This is a genomic window from Carboxylicivirga marina (assembly GCF_016612505.1).
Taxonomy (GTDB): domain Bacteria; phylum Bacteroidota; class Bacteroidia; order Bacteroidales; family Marinilabiliaceae; genus Carboxylicivirga; species Carboxylicivirga marina.
The window spans coordinates 18,323-34,716 of sequence record NZ_JAENRR010000050.1 but is presented as its reverse complement, the minus strand read 5'-3'; the positions used below and the strand labels follow the sequence as shown (position 1 = coordinate 34,716).

Here is a 16,394-nt window from a genome sequence, read left to right as displayed (position 1 = left end):
CCTTTTTATTGAAAATATGGATACAAAACTTCAAAGTTTTATCATAACAAACTATACGTCATTGCGGAGGCCTATACGCCAAAGGCCGCAAAGAAGAAGTATTTTTTGCATCCCTATGATTTTATATTCTTAGGATTAGACTGTTAGTGGCCGACAATAACCACGTATTTATAAAAACTCCAGAATCATTGTGACCAAGACTGGCACCAAAATGGTTAAAATGATGCCACTAAATATGGCAATAATACCGTACTCTTTACCGGTATACTTAACGATTATTGGTAAAGTCGTATCCATGGCAGTGGCTCCTCCGGTGGCAATACCTGCCAATTTACCAAAGTATTTAACCAGAATAGGAACAGCCAACAAAGTAATGATTTCTCTGAAGATATTTGAGAGTAAGGCAATGACACCCAGTTCCTGACTATGCATTTGACCAATGAAAATACTGGAGAGCGAATAGTATCCAAAGCCTGCTCCTACAGCCATTGCTTCTTTAGCATTAATATCGCTTAATAAAATAGATATGAGTGAAGTACCCACCAGGCTTCCAACCACTACTGTTAACGGCACTAACACAACCTTAAAATTAAGCTTTCGCAAAACGTAAAAAGCATTTTTGTCGCTCCCAATACTGATACCGACTAAAAACATTAAAACGAATAAGGCGTAAGTTGTTAAATCTTCATTGAGCAGCCAATCGGGAAAAACACTGTAAATACCTCCTATTAAGCCCACAGTAAAAAAGGCAAGAATTACTAAACTTCCTTTCATCGCTATTTTTCGTTTTGGGTTTTAAAAAAGAAGCGATAAACCAGCATGGCTAAAAGAATACTACCAAAAACAGCACCAAATGTTAACCAAAAGGCCTTGTATCCAATGCGTGAGAAGTTATTAATAATCTCATCATTGGTACCTACAGATATGCCCAACAGAAATAGCAAGAGGTAAACCGACCAGGTAACAGCAGTATCGATGCCTTTACGTGCTCTTTCTTTTGATTGCATGAGCCAACCAATACCAATACCAATTGCAAACAAAGCAATAACAATGTATGAAGTCATGACCTCAAAAATAGTATATTCATTGATTAAAATGAAACGAGCCCACCTTTGCGGGCCCGCATCAAATAATAAATCCAAATCACACGCTTTTAATCTAAGTTTAAACTCAGATTATATTATTTTCTTACCATTTGGCAGGTTTCTTCGCACCATGGAAATGAACCAGTTGTGTCGTCATCTGTAACATAATCGAATTGAATGTAGTCGATTAGAGAATTCTCATAATCCAAAACTCCAATACAATCACGAGCAAACCACCAGGCTCCTTTATCATCCCAACCCGGATCTAATAAATCCCCTTTGGGAAAATATAACTTAATGGCCTCAGGGTTTGAAATATCAAGATTACAAGGCATCCATCTTTCAACACCCCAGAAACCGTACATCTCATATACAAAAGGATCATCAGTTCTTCTTAATTCACCATAATCACGCGACCAACCATCAGCCATATAATCGTATTTACCAATAAATTGCGCAATATCAAATTGTGCTTTCTGTATGGTTATAACGGATGGTTTAGGATGTAAGCGCAGATTGTTATCGACACTTTCGATTTTGAATACAATTTTTACTGACTCTCCATTAGGTAATGACTCTGTATTGTATGTAATAGGCAATGCCACCCTTGAACTATTAGCCGGCAATGTAATAGTTGTCGACACGAGTTCATACATATCAGGACTAGCAGTTGTTTCTGTCTGATCAATTGCGATGTTAATTTTAACATCATAAGATAGTTTCTTTCCGAAAGTAACAAACTCTATTTCATCTTGCGTTTCTGTCACTTCACCATCTACCACTAAAAAGTTAGCTGCATACTTTTCCTGATCAAGCTGTATTACTGTTGATTCCTGCTCAATATCAAATAAGCCGTCTACTTCGCATGACGCAAATAAGGGCAAAATAAGTAACAGGTATATAGATTTTTTAAACGTCTTCATAGTTTACATTTTAGACGGAGCCACCTTGTGTGGCTCCTGATTATTAATGCTTATAAAGCTCCATTGGTATTTGTTTCTGCCTCTGGAATTGGGAAAAAGGCATGTGAGCTCAGATTGAAATTATCAGCTCCCGGTTTACCACTATTCTGCATTTTATTTTCAAGAATAGATGTTCCCCATCGACGTAAATCGAAGAAGCGGTGTCCTTCGTAAGCTAATTCAACAGCTCTTTCGTGCATAATACGATTACGCATGTCATCCTTTGATAAACCAGCAGGCAATGCAGGCATATCAGCACGTTGTCTTACTTCATCAATAAATGGTTTAGCCGCATCTGCAGTACCAGTTTCGTTTAAAGCTTCAGCATACATCAACAACACATCAGCATAGCGCATAACAGGCACATTTTGCGACGAATACCAGGCAGCATTATCACTTTCTACAATATCGCTTAAGGTAAATTTGCGATAAATTGCCCTGTCAGAACCAGTACCGAAAACATCCTCAAAACTCTGGCCGAAGACATCAACATCAGCATCATCAAAAAACAAGGTAGCATATAAACGTGAATCATATTTGCCAGTATTAGCAATCATTCCTTCAGATTTAAACTCAGATACCATGTTCTGTGTCGCCTCAATATTTCCCCATCCACCTGTTTCAGGTGCTGACGTGAATTTACCAGTTACATGTCCAATATGACGGCCATTTGAGCGCACTGAAGAATATTGAATTTCAAAGACAGATTCCTTATTGTTTTCATTAGAGCCATCGAAGTTACTCATGAAATTACTTACCAACTCATAACTTCCAACACCATCAACAACCAACTTCTTAAGTTCGGCAGCCGCTTCGGTAAATTTGGCCTGATGCAGGTAGGCTTTACCTAAATACCCAATAGCAGCACCCCTGGTAGCACGTCCTACATTTGAATTATCATATGAAGCCGGCAAAACAGCTGCTGCATCTTTAAAATCCTGCTCAACCAAAGCCCACACAGCAGCTCGATCGCTCAAAGGTTTAGCTAAATCCTCTTCACTAGTAGGAGCTGCATCCTGAAGAATCACTTGATCCCAGTTATTCAATACCCGGAAATGCAAAAAGCCTCTTAGAAACTTTGCTTCAGCAACGATATGCGCACGCTCTTCAGGTGTGATTTTATCATCTGTCATTTCGCCTACCTTCTCGATTACTTGATTAGCATGGTTTAAGCCACGATAAGCATCCCACCAATAGGTTGTCGAACGAGAGTTACCTGCGGTATTAGTAAATGTTGAAATAGCTGTCCAGTCGGCATATCGGTCAGGACCAGGCATACACATGTCAGAACGAAAATGCTCCACCACAAAGTTTACCTCTGTTACATTCCAACGATCGCCAGCACCAATCTGCGCGTAGACTGTAGCTAAGGCTGCCTCGGCATCTGTTACATTACGATAAAAAGCCTCAACAGTAAGTTGATCATCTGGTGTTGTTGTCAGGAAATCATCCTCACATCCCCAGGTGAATGGTATAATTGCTAATAAGCAAATAATTATATATTTCTTCATTGTATTATTCTTTTGGGGGTTAGAAACTCAATTGCACACCTACGATGTACATTTTCGAAATTGGGTATAAGGCTGTATCAAGCCCAGGACTCCACACATCACTTCTTCCAATCTCAGGATCCTGACCTGAGTATTTAGTGAACGTAAATAAGTTCTGCCCACTCACATAAACTCTGGCCTTATTAATTTTAATACGCTGAGTTAGAGAAGAAGGCACCGTATAGCCTAACTGAATATTCTTAATTCTCATAAAGTCACCATCTTCAAGAAAGCGCGTTGACTCACGGCTATTCTGACTTGGGTCACCAATAACAGCTCTTGGTATGTTAGTATTGGTATTATCTGGAGACCAGGCATTTAAAGTCGAAGCAAACATATTACGATTAGTACGCATTGACTCATAGTAATAACGGTTACCATTGTAAATCTTATGACCTCCGGCACCATGCATTAATACCGACAGGTCAAATGACTTGTATGAGGCATCAATACTAAAACTAAAGTTATACTTAGGTATACCAACCCCGCTGAAAGCTTTATCATCAGGAGTTAATTTTCCGTCATCATCTATGTCTTTAAATCGAATATCACCGGGCTTGGCATCCGGCTGAATGACAGTTCCTTCACTATTGGTATGAGCCTGTACTTCGCCATCATTTTGGAAAATACCACCCATTTGATACAACCAGTATGAACCTAAGGCATAACCAACCTTTGTTTGGTGTGCAAAATGCTCAGAATAATTCAAGGCAGCACCTGCAATACTCTCGTCTTCACTACCCATTTTAGTCACTTCATTCTTCGTTGTACTCAACGAACCAAATAGTGAGTAATTGAATTCTCCAAGACTGTTTTGGTAATTCAGTTCCAGCTCTACTCCACTGTTGACCATTTCACCAAAGTTAACTGTAGGCGTTCGTAGTCCTGCCGATGGAGGTATCGGCTTATTAACCAACATATCACTTGTTTTATTATCGTAGTAGTTTAAACCACCTGATAATTTATTATTGAAGAAACCAAAGTCGACACCAATATTCATTGTCGCTGTTTTTTCCCACCGGTACTCACGATTTTCAAGGTCGCGAGAAATGGTACCAGTCCAAACTGATTCTCCGCGTCCTTTTGAATAAGCACCAAACTCATATGTGTAACTACTCATTAATGGCAAGTAGCGGTACAATCCTAGACTTCCCTCGTTACCAAGGATACCATAACTACCACGTAACTTAAGGTTGCTTAAAAACTCTATATCCTGCATAAAGCCTTCTTCTGACATTCTCCAACCCAATGCTACAGAAGGGAAAGTACCATAACGTGAATCAGGTCCGAATTTAGATGAACCATCACGTCGAACAGTGGCCTGTAGCAAATAGCGATCGTTGTAAGAGTAATTCAGACGTCCGATAACCGATGCACGTGTATATTCCGTTCTGGTGCCACCAACATCCTTTGTTCCATCCATACCAGCGTTAATGGTATTAAACATTTCATCGAGGAAGCCAGTAGCTACTTCATCGGTCACTAATACGGCATCACCATCTTCATTTAGTTCTGCACTGTACTCATTTTTAAAACCAGTAATACTGGCATCAACATAATCAGTGGTTGTTTTTTTCGTCACATAACCAGCCATCAAACCAATTTTATGCTTACCAATTGTTCTGTCGTAGGTAAGAATGTTATTGATGTTAATTTCACGCCAATTATATCTCCATTCGTAAACAGATGGGTAAAACACCTCTTCCTTATCGTTGATATTATAAGAAGGGTTGTGTGAGAATGAATGACGGTTACTATTATTCAAACCTGCCTCAAAACGAAAATTTAAACCTTTCATGATATCAAAGGTCAGATAACCATTAGCTGACAAATACTCATCGCGATACTGACTATCAACATAATGCTCACGACCAACAGGATTATTATTAGCTGGCATACCTAATTCATCGGTATTCGGGTAACCAAAACCACTTTCTCTTGAATCGTCGTAAACAGGTACCATTGGCAAGAATTCATACGTTTCCTTGATGCTCAATGACATTTGATCCTGTTCTGTTTCGTTGTAACTAATATTAATACCTCCTTTTAACCACTCGCCTGAGAAATCAATTTTGGAGCGTAGGTTTGCTTTTTGAAAGTTAGTACCAATAATAGTTCCTTCCTGATCTAACCAACCAGCAGAAACATAATATTGTGCATGCTCTGTACCGCCTTTGAAATTTACATTATATTCCTGCATAGGAGCATTACGAAAAACCGCGCCTAACCAGTCTGTATTATAGTAATATGGCTCTGTCAAATACTTCGGCTTATCTTCGTCCGGATTATTATCATACATAGCATTAGCAATTTGCATGTACTGCTCAGAATTTGCCATATCCAGCTGTGAAGTTTGCACCTGGCTGGCCCATTTAGCCGATACATCAACACTAAGCTTTCCTTCTTTACCTTTTTTGGTAGTAATTAAAATAACACCATTGGCAGCCTCTGTACCATAAATAGCCGCTGCAGCTCCATCTTTCAATACCTCAATAGACTCAATATCTGCAGGATTAAGCATATACATACTACCTGGTACATTGTCAATAATGACCAATGGATCATTATCATTTAAAGTACTGGCGCCACGAATTTTGATATCCATACCGGCTCCCGGACCACCGCCAATGGCAGTAATACTAACACCAGCCATACGTCCCTGCAGTGCTTCTGCCGGGTTAGAAACAGCTACCTTTGTCAGTTTATCGCTTTTAACACTTGCCACAGCACCTGTTAAATCACTCTTTTTCTGAACGCCATAACCAATGGCTACAACCTCATTTAACCCAATTGACTCTTCAACAAGCGTAATGTCAATTTGAGAGCGCCCGTTAACCGCGATAACCTGGGTTTCGAAGCCAATAAAAGAGTAGACGATATTATTACCATCAGCAACCGTTAATTCATACTCCCCATCGATATTGGTAATGGTACCAGTCGTGGTTCCTTCGATAAAAACATTAACTCCAGGTAAAGCCTCACCATCAAGGCCTATCACTTTACCTTTTACCGTTATGCTCACATCCTGCTGTATGGCACGAGAGTTTTGTTCTTCTAAAATAATGATGATTTTCTCATTAATTTTATAGGTCAAGCCTGTTCCTTGCAGTGCCAAATCAAGCACTTCAATCAGCTCTCCCCCCTCAATACTTTGAGTGATTTCTTTATCGAGATTAACCATGTCATCCTGATAAAAAATAGTAAATGTAGATTGCTTTTCGATCTCATTAAACACATGTTGCAGTGTATTTTGACCGCGTTTAAGGTTTAGTTTCACATTCTGCGAATAGGTAGTCGCAGATATCTGAACCATTCCGAAAATCATTAAAACTACTGTCAGTTTCATAATCTTCCAAAATTTTGGGTTAAGACATGACACAATATGCCTCATGCCATTCAATTTTTTTTTCATACTTTTGAATGATTTACTTTTAAACTTGTTTTAAAATTATCGGACCGGAGTAATGTTGCCGCATCACTCTGGTCATTTTTGTTTATGGCCCTATATCATAGGCTATTCGTTTATTTGAGTTATATAAATTTTATCTTCTTTTACCTTATAATCAATTGGTGTCGTCATTTTTATCACATCCAGAATCTGCCATATTGTTTCGTTATTTCTAAATTTACCAGTAAAGGTTAAATCATCCATTTCGTTACTCAGGATAATATCCACATCATACCAGCGCTCAAGTCTTTGTGCTAACTCTTTGAGGCTAGTTCGCTGAAAATACAATCCTTTTTTCATCCAATTGGTTACTAACTCCACATTGGCCTTGTTAATGGCTAACTGACCATTTTGGTAAATAGCTTTCTGCCCTGGCTTTAAAATAACGCCATTGCGATAGCTGGCTCCCTTTTTATTCAGCGAAACACTTCCTTTAACCAAAGTTGTTTCAATGTAATCAGCATCATCATAAGCCATCACATTAAATTCAGTACCAAGCACCCTCACTTCCAAATCATTTGTAGACACCACGAATGGGTGCTCTTTATCATGTTTAACCGAAAAATATCCTTCACCTTTTAAAGTTACCTCGCGAAGTTCTTCTCCGAATACACTTGGGTAGCTTAACTCAGAGCCAGAGTTTAATCTGACAGTAGTTCCATCTGCCAATTCTACGGTTGTTTGTGAGCCATTGGGAACAATAACTGTTGCATAACTAGGGTTCTTTTGTACAGTTTCAGGCATTTCGAAAATGGCATATGTAGTAATAGCTACCAAAACTGCTACAGCAGCCACCTTCACCAACTCTTTTGCCCATAAAGGCAATATTGATTTTGAAGGCAATTTACTTTGCAATTGCTTCCATGCTAATGTTTCAGAAGGCATTTGATTATCTGCTGTCGAATCCCACACATCCTTTATCTGAAAATACAAGGTCTTATTTTCATCCGAATTATGCAGCCACTCTTTTAGTACAGCCAGTTCAGTTTCTGAAGCTGTCCTGTCAAGACTTCGAATAATAATGGATTCTATATCGTTTAGTTCTTTCATCTGTCGTTGTTCTATGCTAGTGACAGTTGAAAAACCTAAACTACGTCAATTTATATGAAAAATTTGAAAATAATTATCCCGCCCGATGAGCGAGATCTTTTAATTTGCTAATACATCGATAAATACGTGTTTCCACTGTTCGCAATGGCAATTTCATTTTATTAGCAATTTCTTTGTTTTTTAGCCCCTGAAGTCGACTAAGATCAATAACCTCATAACAGTTCTTGGGTAATTCTTTGAGCATTTTGCGAAGTAACACTAATCGCTCTTCCTGTAGCAAACTCTTTTCATCTTTGTAATAATCCACTTCCAATTGCATCAGGTCGGTATAAATTGATTCATGATGACGCGCGTGAACCTTAATCTGCTCAATGTAATTTAAACTCAGGTTGTAAATAATTTTGTACAAGTAGGCCTTTACAGACACTGTAAGCAAAAGCGTCTCTCTTGCTTCCCACAGTTTAATAAAAGCTTCTTGTACGATATCAGTTGCTACATCGGTACGGTATACAAACTTATTGGCATACCGTACCATATCACTATAGTGAAGCTTAAAGAAAGCTTCAAATTCCTTCTTAGATTTAATACTAACTGTACTAGACATTCAACTTCTTAGTCTTGTGGCACATTCTTCTCTTCAGGAAAACGTTGCTTATATTCTTTCCAAAAGCGCTTCACATCACTCTTCATTTCTTTATGTAGAAACAACAAACCAAAGAGGTTTGGAATCGTCATTAATGCAATGGTAATACCCGATAAGGTCCAAATAATGGTAGTATCGACAAACGATGCAACAAAAAAGCCAATGACATACACAAAGTGATACCAAATAACATACTTTGAACCCCACAGATAGGTTACTGCCCTATCGCCATAATATGACCACGAAATAGCGGTAGAAAAGGCAAATAATAACAAACCAATGGATACTATATACTGACCAAACTGTCCGAACCAACTTTTAGTAAAAGCTACTGCTGTTAAGGGCGCACTATGGATGAGTGACTTTCCTTCAATGATAATTTGATTATTTCCACTTTGGGTAAATTGCGACTTAATGCGTTCAATCAAACTCTGATGCTCATCCTTTATAACAATATTACCATTGCTTACATTAAGCTGTCCGTTATATAAGGTATTTCCTTTCTTTACTTTTACATCTTCAGCCAATGAACGGGCATGTATCATCGTTACAGGCGAACTAATCTTTCCATCTTTAACGCCAATTTGTCCACTAAACAAAGGCAATGACTCTTCGCCACTTATATGATCGCTAAGCGTCATTTTTCCTTCATCCGTTTGATCGCTCACCTCATTAGTATTTAAAACCTGTAAATCAGCTAATTGAAATCGATTATCAATCTTTTCACTCCAAACTCCTGAGGACAATAGAACAAAACCAGTAAGCGTACAAATGATTATGGTATCAATGAATGGTTCAAGTAAAGCTACCATACCTTCTGATACAGGCTCATGTGCTTTGGCAGCGGCGTGAGCAATTGGTGCCGATCCCTGTCCAGCTTCGTTAGAAAATAAGCCCCTGTTCACACCCCGGTTAAAGGCAAATGCGATGGTCGCTCCAAGGAATCCCCCTGTGGCCGATGAACCTGTAAAGATATCGCCTACAACTGATTGAATTGATGGCCAGATATTCTCATAATTGAATAAAATGACGGCCATTGCCCCAATGAAATAGATCAAAGCCATAGCCGGTACCAATCGTGATGTAACCTTAGCAATGCGCTTAATACCACCAATGATAACGAAAGCTAATAATATAGCCAGTACCAATCCGGTGACCATGTGCGGTATGCCAAAAGTCGAAAACAACGAATTGGAAATACTGTTTATTTGTGGCAAACTTCCGGTACCAAATGAAGATAATATGGTTGCGATGGCAAAAATACCGGCAATCCAATAACCGGTCTTTATTGTTTTTCCTGATTTGGTACTAATATTTAAACGTTTACGCATAAAATACATCGGACCACCTGCAATGGAGCCATCCTGAGCTTTTTCTCGGTATTTATGCGATAGGGTAACTTCCACAAATTTGGTCGTCATACCAAACATGGCAGTCACTAACATCCAGAACAAAGCAGCAGGCCCACCTAAGTGAACAGCAAATGCTACACCGGCTATATTACCGGTTCCTACCGTTCCCGAAAGCGCTGTGGTCAAGGCCTGAAAATGTGATGTATCACCTTCATCATCTTCCTTATCAAACTTACCTTGAACAATTCTAATGGCATATTTGAAAAAACGTATTTGAGGGAATTTTAGGTATATCGTAAAGAAAATACCTGTACCTAAAAGCAAAAGTACAAACCAAATGTGACTACCGATATACGAATCGATCAATAGCAAAAAATCGTTTAATGCCTGCATAGATTTTAGAAGTTAGTTTTTATGTGTTTTGTAGATTTCAACAACAAATATTGGTTTTGAGCGTGATAAAAACAAATTTTTTAGATTATTAACCAATAATAGATTGTCATATTTTACGAATAAAAATTGTGACTATCTCACAAGCCACTCACATATAGGCATTTATTTTTTAGTTATCACGAAGAAGTAAACTATTTAACATGATAACATTGCCTTCAAGCCCCATACTTATAGTAAAGATGTTTTGAATTTACCAAACGGTAAGTTGGCGAAATTGAAAAATAGACTAATTTTGTTTGTCTAACTCTAGTTTATGCAAAAACCTAACACCGAACATTTTACCCGGCTCTTTAAAGAGGACGCCGTATGGGGCGAACAAGAAGTTATTAAATTTCGCTGGGTGTTAATCTCTGTAATCCTTGTATTTATAGCTTACATTTACTTTTCTGGTGATACAGACAGAGCTTTAACATCACTCTTATTAGCTACATTCTATATCTTTTACAATGCCATTTTAAACATCCTGTTGCGCAAATATGGAAGTGCTACCTGGATTCGCTTTTTATCATCAAGTATAGATATTACTATATTATCAGTTCATATTTTTAATTATTCATTCTTATTCAAACCCATTGCTGTCACTACAGCCGCATCAATATATTTGTATCCTGTTCTGATTCTATTATCGGTATTAAGGTATGATAAACGTTTGGTGATATTCTCTGCTGTTTATTCAGTCATTTGTTTTAATATCATTTATGCCATTCGATACCCTGCTATAGAACCTGAACTTCTTGAAAAGGTGGCTTCAGCCAATTGGGCTGGTCAAACTTATAAAAGTGCCTATCTATTAGTTATGGGCTACTTTTTATACAGTATTCCTAAAATGATTAATCGATTAAATGAGAAGCATCTTGCAACTATAAACCTTAAAAGAAGCTCTGAACTATGTTTGGCTTTAGAAAAACAGAAAAATGAATTAGCCACATTACAATTGCGTAAAGAACAACGCTTAAACAAAAAACTGGCTGATCAAAAAGCACTGATTGAACATCAAAAAGAGGAATTACAACAGGCTAACAAGACTAAAGACAAACTTTTTAGCATTATTGGTCATGATTTAAAATCACCATTTGCTGCACAAACATCCATTATCGATCTAATTCTTTCGGACTATCGCCAGTATGAAAAAGAAGATATAAGAGAAATCTTAAAAACCATTCAACACTCAGCTCATCAAGGACTTGACTTACTTGGTAATTTACTGGACTGGTCCAAACAACAAGGTGAACTTGTAAAAAGCGAGATAACACCCGTACGATTGGCAACCATGGTGCTTGAAGCTCAATCGTTACTCTCGCATAATATTGCTCGCAAGCAAATCAATCTTATTAATGATGTTGATCCGATGGCGACAGTATGTACAGACAGCAACATGATTAAAACCATTTTGCGCAATATATTAAGCAATGCCATTAAGTACACAAACAATGAAGGGACCATTGGTATTACTACCGATAAGGATGATAATTTTGACCTTTTGAAAATAAAAGATTCAGGCATTGGCATGACGAAAGAGCAAATAAGCCGATTATTTAATATTGAAAACAACATTTCAACACCAGGAACAAATAATGAACCTGGTACTGGCTTGGGTCTTTTGCTTTGTAAAGAGCTGGCAGAGAAAAACAACGCTCAAATACGCATTGAAAGTGAAGTAGGTAAAGGCAGCACTTTTATTATTGCCTTTCCGAGAATCAATCAGGAAAACGAAAATTAACGTTATAATAAGTTTTATTGCATGACTATTGTATTGTTTTAGGTCACCACTTCACTTGCCACATAGTACTTGGGATATTACTAGCGTCCAATATATTTCAAAAAGAAAAGGCTACCAATAATTGATAGCCTCCACTTGTATTCGTCTTATATCATTTTAGATATGAATCACTTCATCATAGGCAGCAGCTGCTGCTTCCATAACAGCCTCTGACATCGTTGGGTGTGGATGAACCGCCTTGATTAGCTCATGGCCTGTTGTTTCAAGCTTTCGAGCAGTCACCAATTCGGCAATCATTTCAGTAACGTTAGTACCAATTAAATGAGCGCCTAACAATTCACCATATTTGGCATCAAAAATCAGCTTCACAAAACCATCTTTATGACCAGCGGCACTTGCCTTACCTGATGCTGAAAAAGGAAATTTACCTACTTTTAATTCGTGCCCGGCTTCTTTCGCTGCTTTCTCTGTCATTCCCACAGATGCAACTTCAGGAGACGTATAAGTACATCCAGGAATATTACCGTAATCCAATGGTTCAGGATTATGACCGGTTATTTTCTCAACACAAATAATGCCTTCTGCAGATGCTACGTGAGCCAGAGCCTGACCTGGAACAATATCGCCAATGGCATACACACCGGGAACAGTTGTTTGATAGTACTCATCAACCTTTACACGGCCATTCTCTATTTGAACTCCAACTTCTTCAAGTCCTAAGTTTTCAATATTTGGCGCAATACCAACAGCTGACAAAACGATATCAGCCTCATGGTTTTCTTCACCTTTTTTGGTTTTGATAACCACTTTTACCTTATCGCCTGAAGTATCAACTTGTGTTACTTCAGCTTTTGTCATCACCTTAATGCCTGCTTTTTTAAACGAGCGGCCTAGCTGCTTTGAGACTTCTTCATCTTCAACCGGAACGATGTTTGGCATATATTCAACCAAAGTTACTTTTGTGCCAATTGCGTTATAGAAGTAGGCAAATTCACTTCCAATAGCCCCTGAACCTACTACAATCATCGATTCAGGTTGCTTATCAAGCGTTAAAGCCTTCCGGTATCCGATTACCTTTTCACCTTCTTGCGGTAAATTAGGCAATTGACGACTGCGAGCTCCTGTAGCCAAAAGAATGTGTTCAGCCGTATAAACAGCCTTCTCACCTGCTTCATTTAAAACCTCTACCTGCTTATTTCCAAGTAGTTTTCCGGTTCCCTGAATCACTTCAATTTTGTTCTTCTTAAATAAGAATTGAATACCTTTACTCATGCTATCTGCCACTCCACGGCTTCTTTTCACCATGGCTTCGAAATCGGCAGATGCTTCGCCATCAATATTAATTCCATAATCAGCGGCGTGCTTCAAGTATTCAAATACATTGGCACTCTTTAGTAATGATTTTGTTGGAATACACCCCCAGTTAAGGCAAATACCACCTAATTCGGAGCGTTCAACAACAGCTACTTTTAATCCTAATTGAGAAGCTCTGATTGCCGCTACATATCCACCAGGACCACTACCGATAACTACTAAATCGTAATTCATTTTATTATATTTTATTTCTTATTTAGACAAATTTAAAATAACAAATGTATAAAAAATCTTAAGTCATAAAAATTGACATCGATTACATAAACAAAATTAGAGCTCAAGAGTTTGAAAGAAAACGACAAATATCACTCTTTAAATAAAAAAAGGAGGCTCAAGGCCTCCTTTTTGACTTATTTTAAACTAATTATATTAGTTCAACAATTCTGCTACTTTAGCGCGAAGTTCATCACCACGAAGATTCTTGGCAATAATTTTACCTTCTTTATCAAGTAATACTGTGTGAGGAATACCTGAAACAGCATATAATTTAGCAGCTTCATTACCCCAACCTTTTAGGTCAGAAACGTGGCTCCATGTTAACTTATCATCTTCAATAGCCTTTAACCAAGCATCTTTCTTTTGATCAAGGGATACGCCTAAAATATCAAATCCTTTATCTTTAAACTCTGTGTAAAGTTCAACAACATGAGGATTTTCGCGACGACAAGGACCACACCAGCTAGCCCAGAAATCTACCAATAAATATTTTCCTTTAAATGATGATAAAGAAACAGGGTTTCCTTCTGTATCATTCATGGTAAAATCAGGAGCCATCTGACCAACGGCAACAGCTTCCAGCTTTTCAATCTTTTCGCTTAGAGCGATATAATAAGTTGATGTAGCCAAAGAAGCATCCAACATAGCCAAACCTTCTTTCATTTCCTCGATACCTCTGTGTCGATACATGTTAAAAACAATGAATGCTGCAGCAGGAGATGCCGGGTTAACTTCCACCACTTCCGCCTGAACTTTTTCAAAAGCTTCCTGGTTAGCCTGATACTCATCATAAATTGCTTTTTGCTTTGTTGTATCACCCGCTTGTCCGGCTTCGCCGTATGCTTTTTTCAACTCTGCATTTTTTTCACGTGCTTCTTTATCAGCTTCACTTACTGACTTATATACATTATAAACTGCACCACCTGTTACTTCAGCCTCTGCAATTGTTTCCAAGGTACCATTAAGTGTGTAATCCACATTTTCGGCGAAGAAGTTTAATGTATTTCGCGTTCCGGCTTCACCAATCATTACAAATACAGGTTCGCTTAACTCGGTTGAATAGTTGATAACACCTTCAGTTATTGTTAAGGTATCTTTTACATTCACACCATCTTTATCGTAGATGCTTAATACTACTACTTTATCAGCAGCACCATCCAGTTTACCGCTCAAGTTAAAACTTGGTGCCGTTGGTTGACATGATGCCAACAAAATCACTGCAGCTAAGGCAGAGAAGAATAGATTTTTCATTTGATGAATCTTTTTTAGGTTATTGAACTTATAGGAGCAATAACCCAGGTTGTTTAATATGAGAGCTTAAATATACTTGCACAAATGTACATATCAAAATATGTCAAAAAAAAAGCCACCTCAATAGAGATGGCTCTTATATTATCGTAGACTATTACTTAATTAAGTAACTCAGCTAATTTCTCTTCCAATGCTGCTCCACGTAGGTTTTTTGCTACAATCTTACCGTCTTTATCAAGTAAGAAAGTACTTGGGATACTCTGAATTCCATAGGCATTTGCAACACCTGATGCTTCATCAGCTATTAATTGCGTCCATGTTAAACCATCTTCTTCAATAGCTTTTTTCCAAGCTGCCTGATCCTGATCCACAGATACACTTACAACTTCAAATCCTTTAGCATTAAAGGCCTCATAGGCTTTTACAACATTTGGATTTTCCTGACGACAAGGCTGACACCAGCTCGCCCAGAAGTCGATTAATACATATTTCCCTTTAAAGCTGTTTAGCGCTACATCCTGCCCGTCTACACTTTTTAAAGTGAAATCAGGAGCAACAGCACCCTCAGCTGTAGCAGCCTGTGATTTCTCAAACTCTTCCAACGGCCCTAAAAACTCCTTCATCTCTTTAAAATAAGGATGCTCAGACATGGTTGGCTCAAACTTAGCAATTAGCTCACGTAACTCTTCCAGTTCTTGCGACTGAGCCATATTCATGGCTAAAAATAATCCGCATTCGTTGCCTATGTTTTGATCAACAAAGTTCTTGAAATAAGCACGTTGATCTTCCATAATTGATTGCATCTCTTCTTCAATCAACTTTTGCTTGTCTTTATCCTGGCTCATATAAGCCATCTGATATTCCTGCTGAAGCTCTTTACTTCTATCCTGTCCCGGAACACCTTCGTTAAATCCAGTTAAAATATCGGTTAATTCAGAACCTGAAACCTCTACCTCTGATAATTTATCAACATTACCAGTTAGTGTAATCTTATCATTCGAAACAAAAAATACGGCTGGTTGCTGCTTACCATCAACCATGGCAAAATATAATTCAGGGGCATCTAAGCTTCCTGTAAATTTAAATACACCATCAACCATTTCTGTTGTATCAATATCAACAGGCTGGCCTTTTCTTATTTTCTTTAAAATAACTCTTTCAGATGTAGCACCTTCAAGTGATCCAGTAACTTCATAAGATTTTGGCTGACAAGCAACCAATAATGCAACACCAAAGATTGCTAACAAAACTTTTTTCATGTGTATGTTTTTTAATTTTCAAGTTATTTAT

12 protein-coding genes are annotated in these 16,394 nt (G+C 38.0%); 1 reads left to right on the top strand and 11 read right to left on the bottom strand.

Annotated features, from left to right (window positions below; genetic code table 11):
- Window positions 1–168: 168 nt before the first annotated feature.
- The 8 genes from JIV24_RS17000 to JIV24_RS16965 form a co-directional block, all read right to left on the bottom strand.
- Window positions 169–774 carry a lysine exporter LysO family protein gene (locus JIV24_RS17000; protein ID WP_200466269.1) on the bottom strand — a complete coding sequence of 202 codons (606 nt, stop codon included), beginning with the start codon at window positions 772–774 and terminating at the stop codon, window positions 169–171.
- Window positions 775–776: 2 nt separating this feature from the next.
- Window positions 777–1,142, bottom strand: a complete 366-nt coding sequence (locus tag JIV24_RS16995; RefSeq protein WP_200466268.1) for a LysO family transporter — start codon at window positions 1,140–1,142, stop codon at window positions 777–779.
- A gap of 38 nt (window positions 1,143–1,180) precedes the next feature.
- Window positions 1,181–2,008, bottom strand: coding sequence for a DUF4843 domain-containing protein (locus JIV24_RS16990; protein WP_200466267.1), 828 nt, complete (start codon window positions 2,006–2,008; stop codon window positions 1,181–1,183).
- 50 nt (window positions 2,009–2,058) lie between these two features.
- Window positions 2,059–3,558, bottom strand: a complete 1,500-nt coding sequence (locus JIV24_RS16985; protein ID WP_200466266.1) for a RagB/SusD family nutrient uptake outer membrane protein — start codon at window positions 3,556–3,558, stop codon at window positions 2,059–2,061.
- A 19-nt stretch (window positions 3,559–3,577) separates the two neighbouring features.
- Window positions 3,578–6,943: a TonB-dependent receptor gene (locus tag JIV24_RS16980; RefSeq protein WP_200466265.1), complete on the bottom strand. Its 3,366-nt coding sequence runs from the start codon at window positions 6,941–6,943 to the stop codon at window positions 3,578–3,580.
- Between the two features lie 168 nt (window positions 6,944–7,111).
- Entirely contained in the window at window positions 7,112–8,095 is a 984-nt protein-coding gene (locus JIV24_RS16975) for a FecR family protein (protein ID WP_200466264.1), read from the bottom strand.
- A gap of 73 nt (window positions 8,096–8,168) precedes the next feature.
- On the bottom strand, window positions 8,169–8,699 hold the full coding sequence (locus JIV24_RS16970; RefSeq protein WP_200466263.1) for an RNA polymerase sigma-70 factor: 531 nt from the start codon (window positions 8,697–8,699) through the stop codon (window positions 8,169–8,171).
- 8 nt (window positions 8,700–8,707) lie between these two features.
- The gene (locus tag JIV24_RS16965) at window positions 8,708–10,483 is read right to left on the bottom strand and encodes an alanine/glycine:cation symporter family protein (RefSeq protein ID WP_200466262.1); all 1,776 of its coding nucleotides are present in this window, start codon (window positions 10,481–10,483) and stop codon (window positions 8,708–8,710) included.
- Between the two features lie 313 nt (window positions 10,484–10,796).
- Here JIV24_RS16965 and JIV24_RS16960 point away from each other — a divergent pair, with 313 nt between their 5' ends.
- Window positions 10,797–12,263 carry a sensor histidine kinase gene (locus tag JIV24_RS16960; RefSeq protein ID WP_200466261.1) on the top strand — a complete coding sequence of 489 codons (1,467 nt, stop codon included), beginning with the start codon at window positions 10,797–10,799 and terminating at the stop codon, window positions 12,261–12,263.
- 156 nt (window positions 12,264–12,419) lie between these two features.
- Here the strand turns inward: JIV24_RS16960 and lpdA are convergent, their stop codons facing one another.
- From lpdA to JIV24_RS16945, 3 genes are all read right to left on the bottom strand, one after another.
- Window positions 12,420–13,811, bottom strand: coding sequence for a dihydrolipoyl dehydrogenase (gene lpdA / locus JIV24_RS16955; RefSeq protein ID WP_200466260.1), 1,392 nt, complete (start codon window positions 13,809–13,811; stop codon window positions 12,420–12,422).
- 195 nt (window positions 13,812–14,006) lie between these two features.
- Entirely contained in the window at window positions 14,007–15,104 is a 1,098-nt protein-coding gene (locus JIV24_RS16950) for a TlpA disulfide reductase family protein (protein WP_200466259.1), read from the bottom strand.
- Window positions 15,105–15,262: 158 nt separating this feature from the next.
- Entirely contained in the window at window positions 15,263–16,363 is a 1,101-nt protein-coding gene (locus JIV24_RS16945) for a TlpA disulfide reductase family protein (RefSeq protein WP_200466258.1), read from the bottom strand.
- Between the last annotated feature and the right edge of the window lie 31 nt (window positions 16,364–16,394).

Bases quoted from the DNA above. Each gene is read 5' to 3' on its own strand.
- JIV24_RS16985 (WP_200466266.1), bottom strand. From the start codon at position 3,558: ATGAAGAAATATATAATTATTTGCTTATTAGCAATTATACCATTCACC.
- JIV24_RS17000 (WP_200466269.1), bottom strand. From the start codon at position 774: ATGAAAGGAAGTTTAGTAATTCTTGCCTTTTTTACTGTGGGCTTAATA.
- JIV24_RS16980 (WP_200466265.1), bottom strand. From the start codon at position 6,943: ATGAAACTGACAGTAGTTTTAATGATTTTCGGAATGGTTCAGATATCT.
- JIV24_RS16970 (WP_200466263.1), bottom strand. From the start codon at position 8,699: ATGTCTAGTACAGTTAGTATTAAATCTAAGAAGGAATTTGAAGCTTTC.
- lpdA (WP_200466260.1), bottom strand. From the start codon at position 13,811: ATGAATTACGATTTAGTAGTTATCGGTAGTGGTCCTGGTGGATATGTA.
- JIV24_RS16960 (WP_200466261.1), top strand. From the start codon at position 10,797: ATGCAAAAACCTAACACCGAACATTTTACCCGGCTCTTTAAAGAGGAC.
- JIV24_RS16965 (WP_200466262.1), bottom strand. From the start codon at position 10,483: ATGCAGGCATTAAACGATTTTTTGCTATTGATCGATTCGTATATCGGT.
- JIV24_RS16945 (WP_200466258.1), bottom strand. From the start codon at position 16,363: ATGAAAAAAGTTTTGTTAGCAATCTTTGGTGTTGCATTATTGGTTGCT.
- JIV24_RS16990 (WP_200466267.1), bottom strand. From the start codon at position 2,008: ATGAAGACGTTTAAAAAATCTATATACCTGTTACTTATTTTGCCCTTA.
- JIV24_RS16950 (WP_200466259.1), bottom strand. From the start codon at position 15,104: ATGAAAAATCTATTCTTCTCTGCCTTAGCTGCAGTGATTTTGTTGGCA.
- JIV24_RS16975 (WP_200466264.1), bottom strand. From the start codon at position 8,095: ATGAAAGAACTAAACGATATAGAATCCATTATTATTCGAAGTCTTGAC.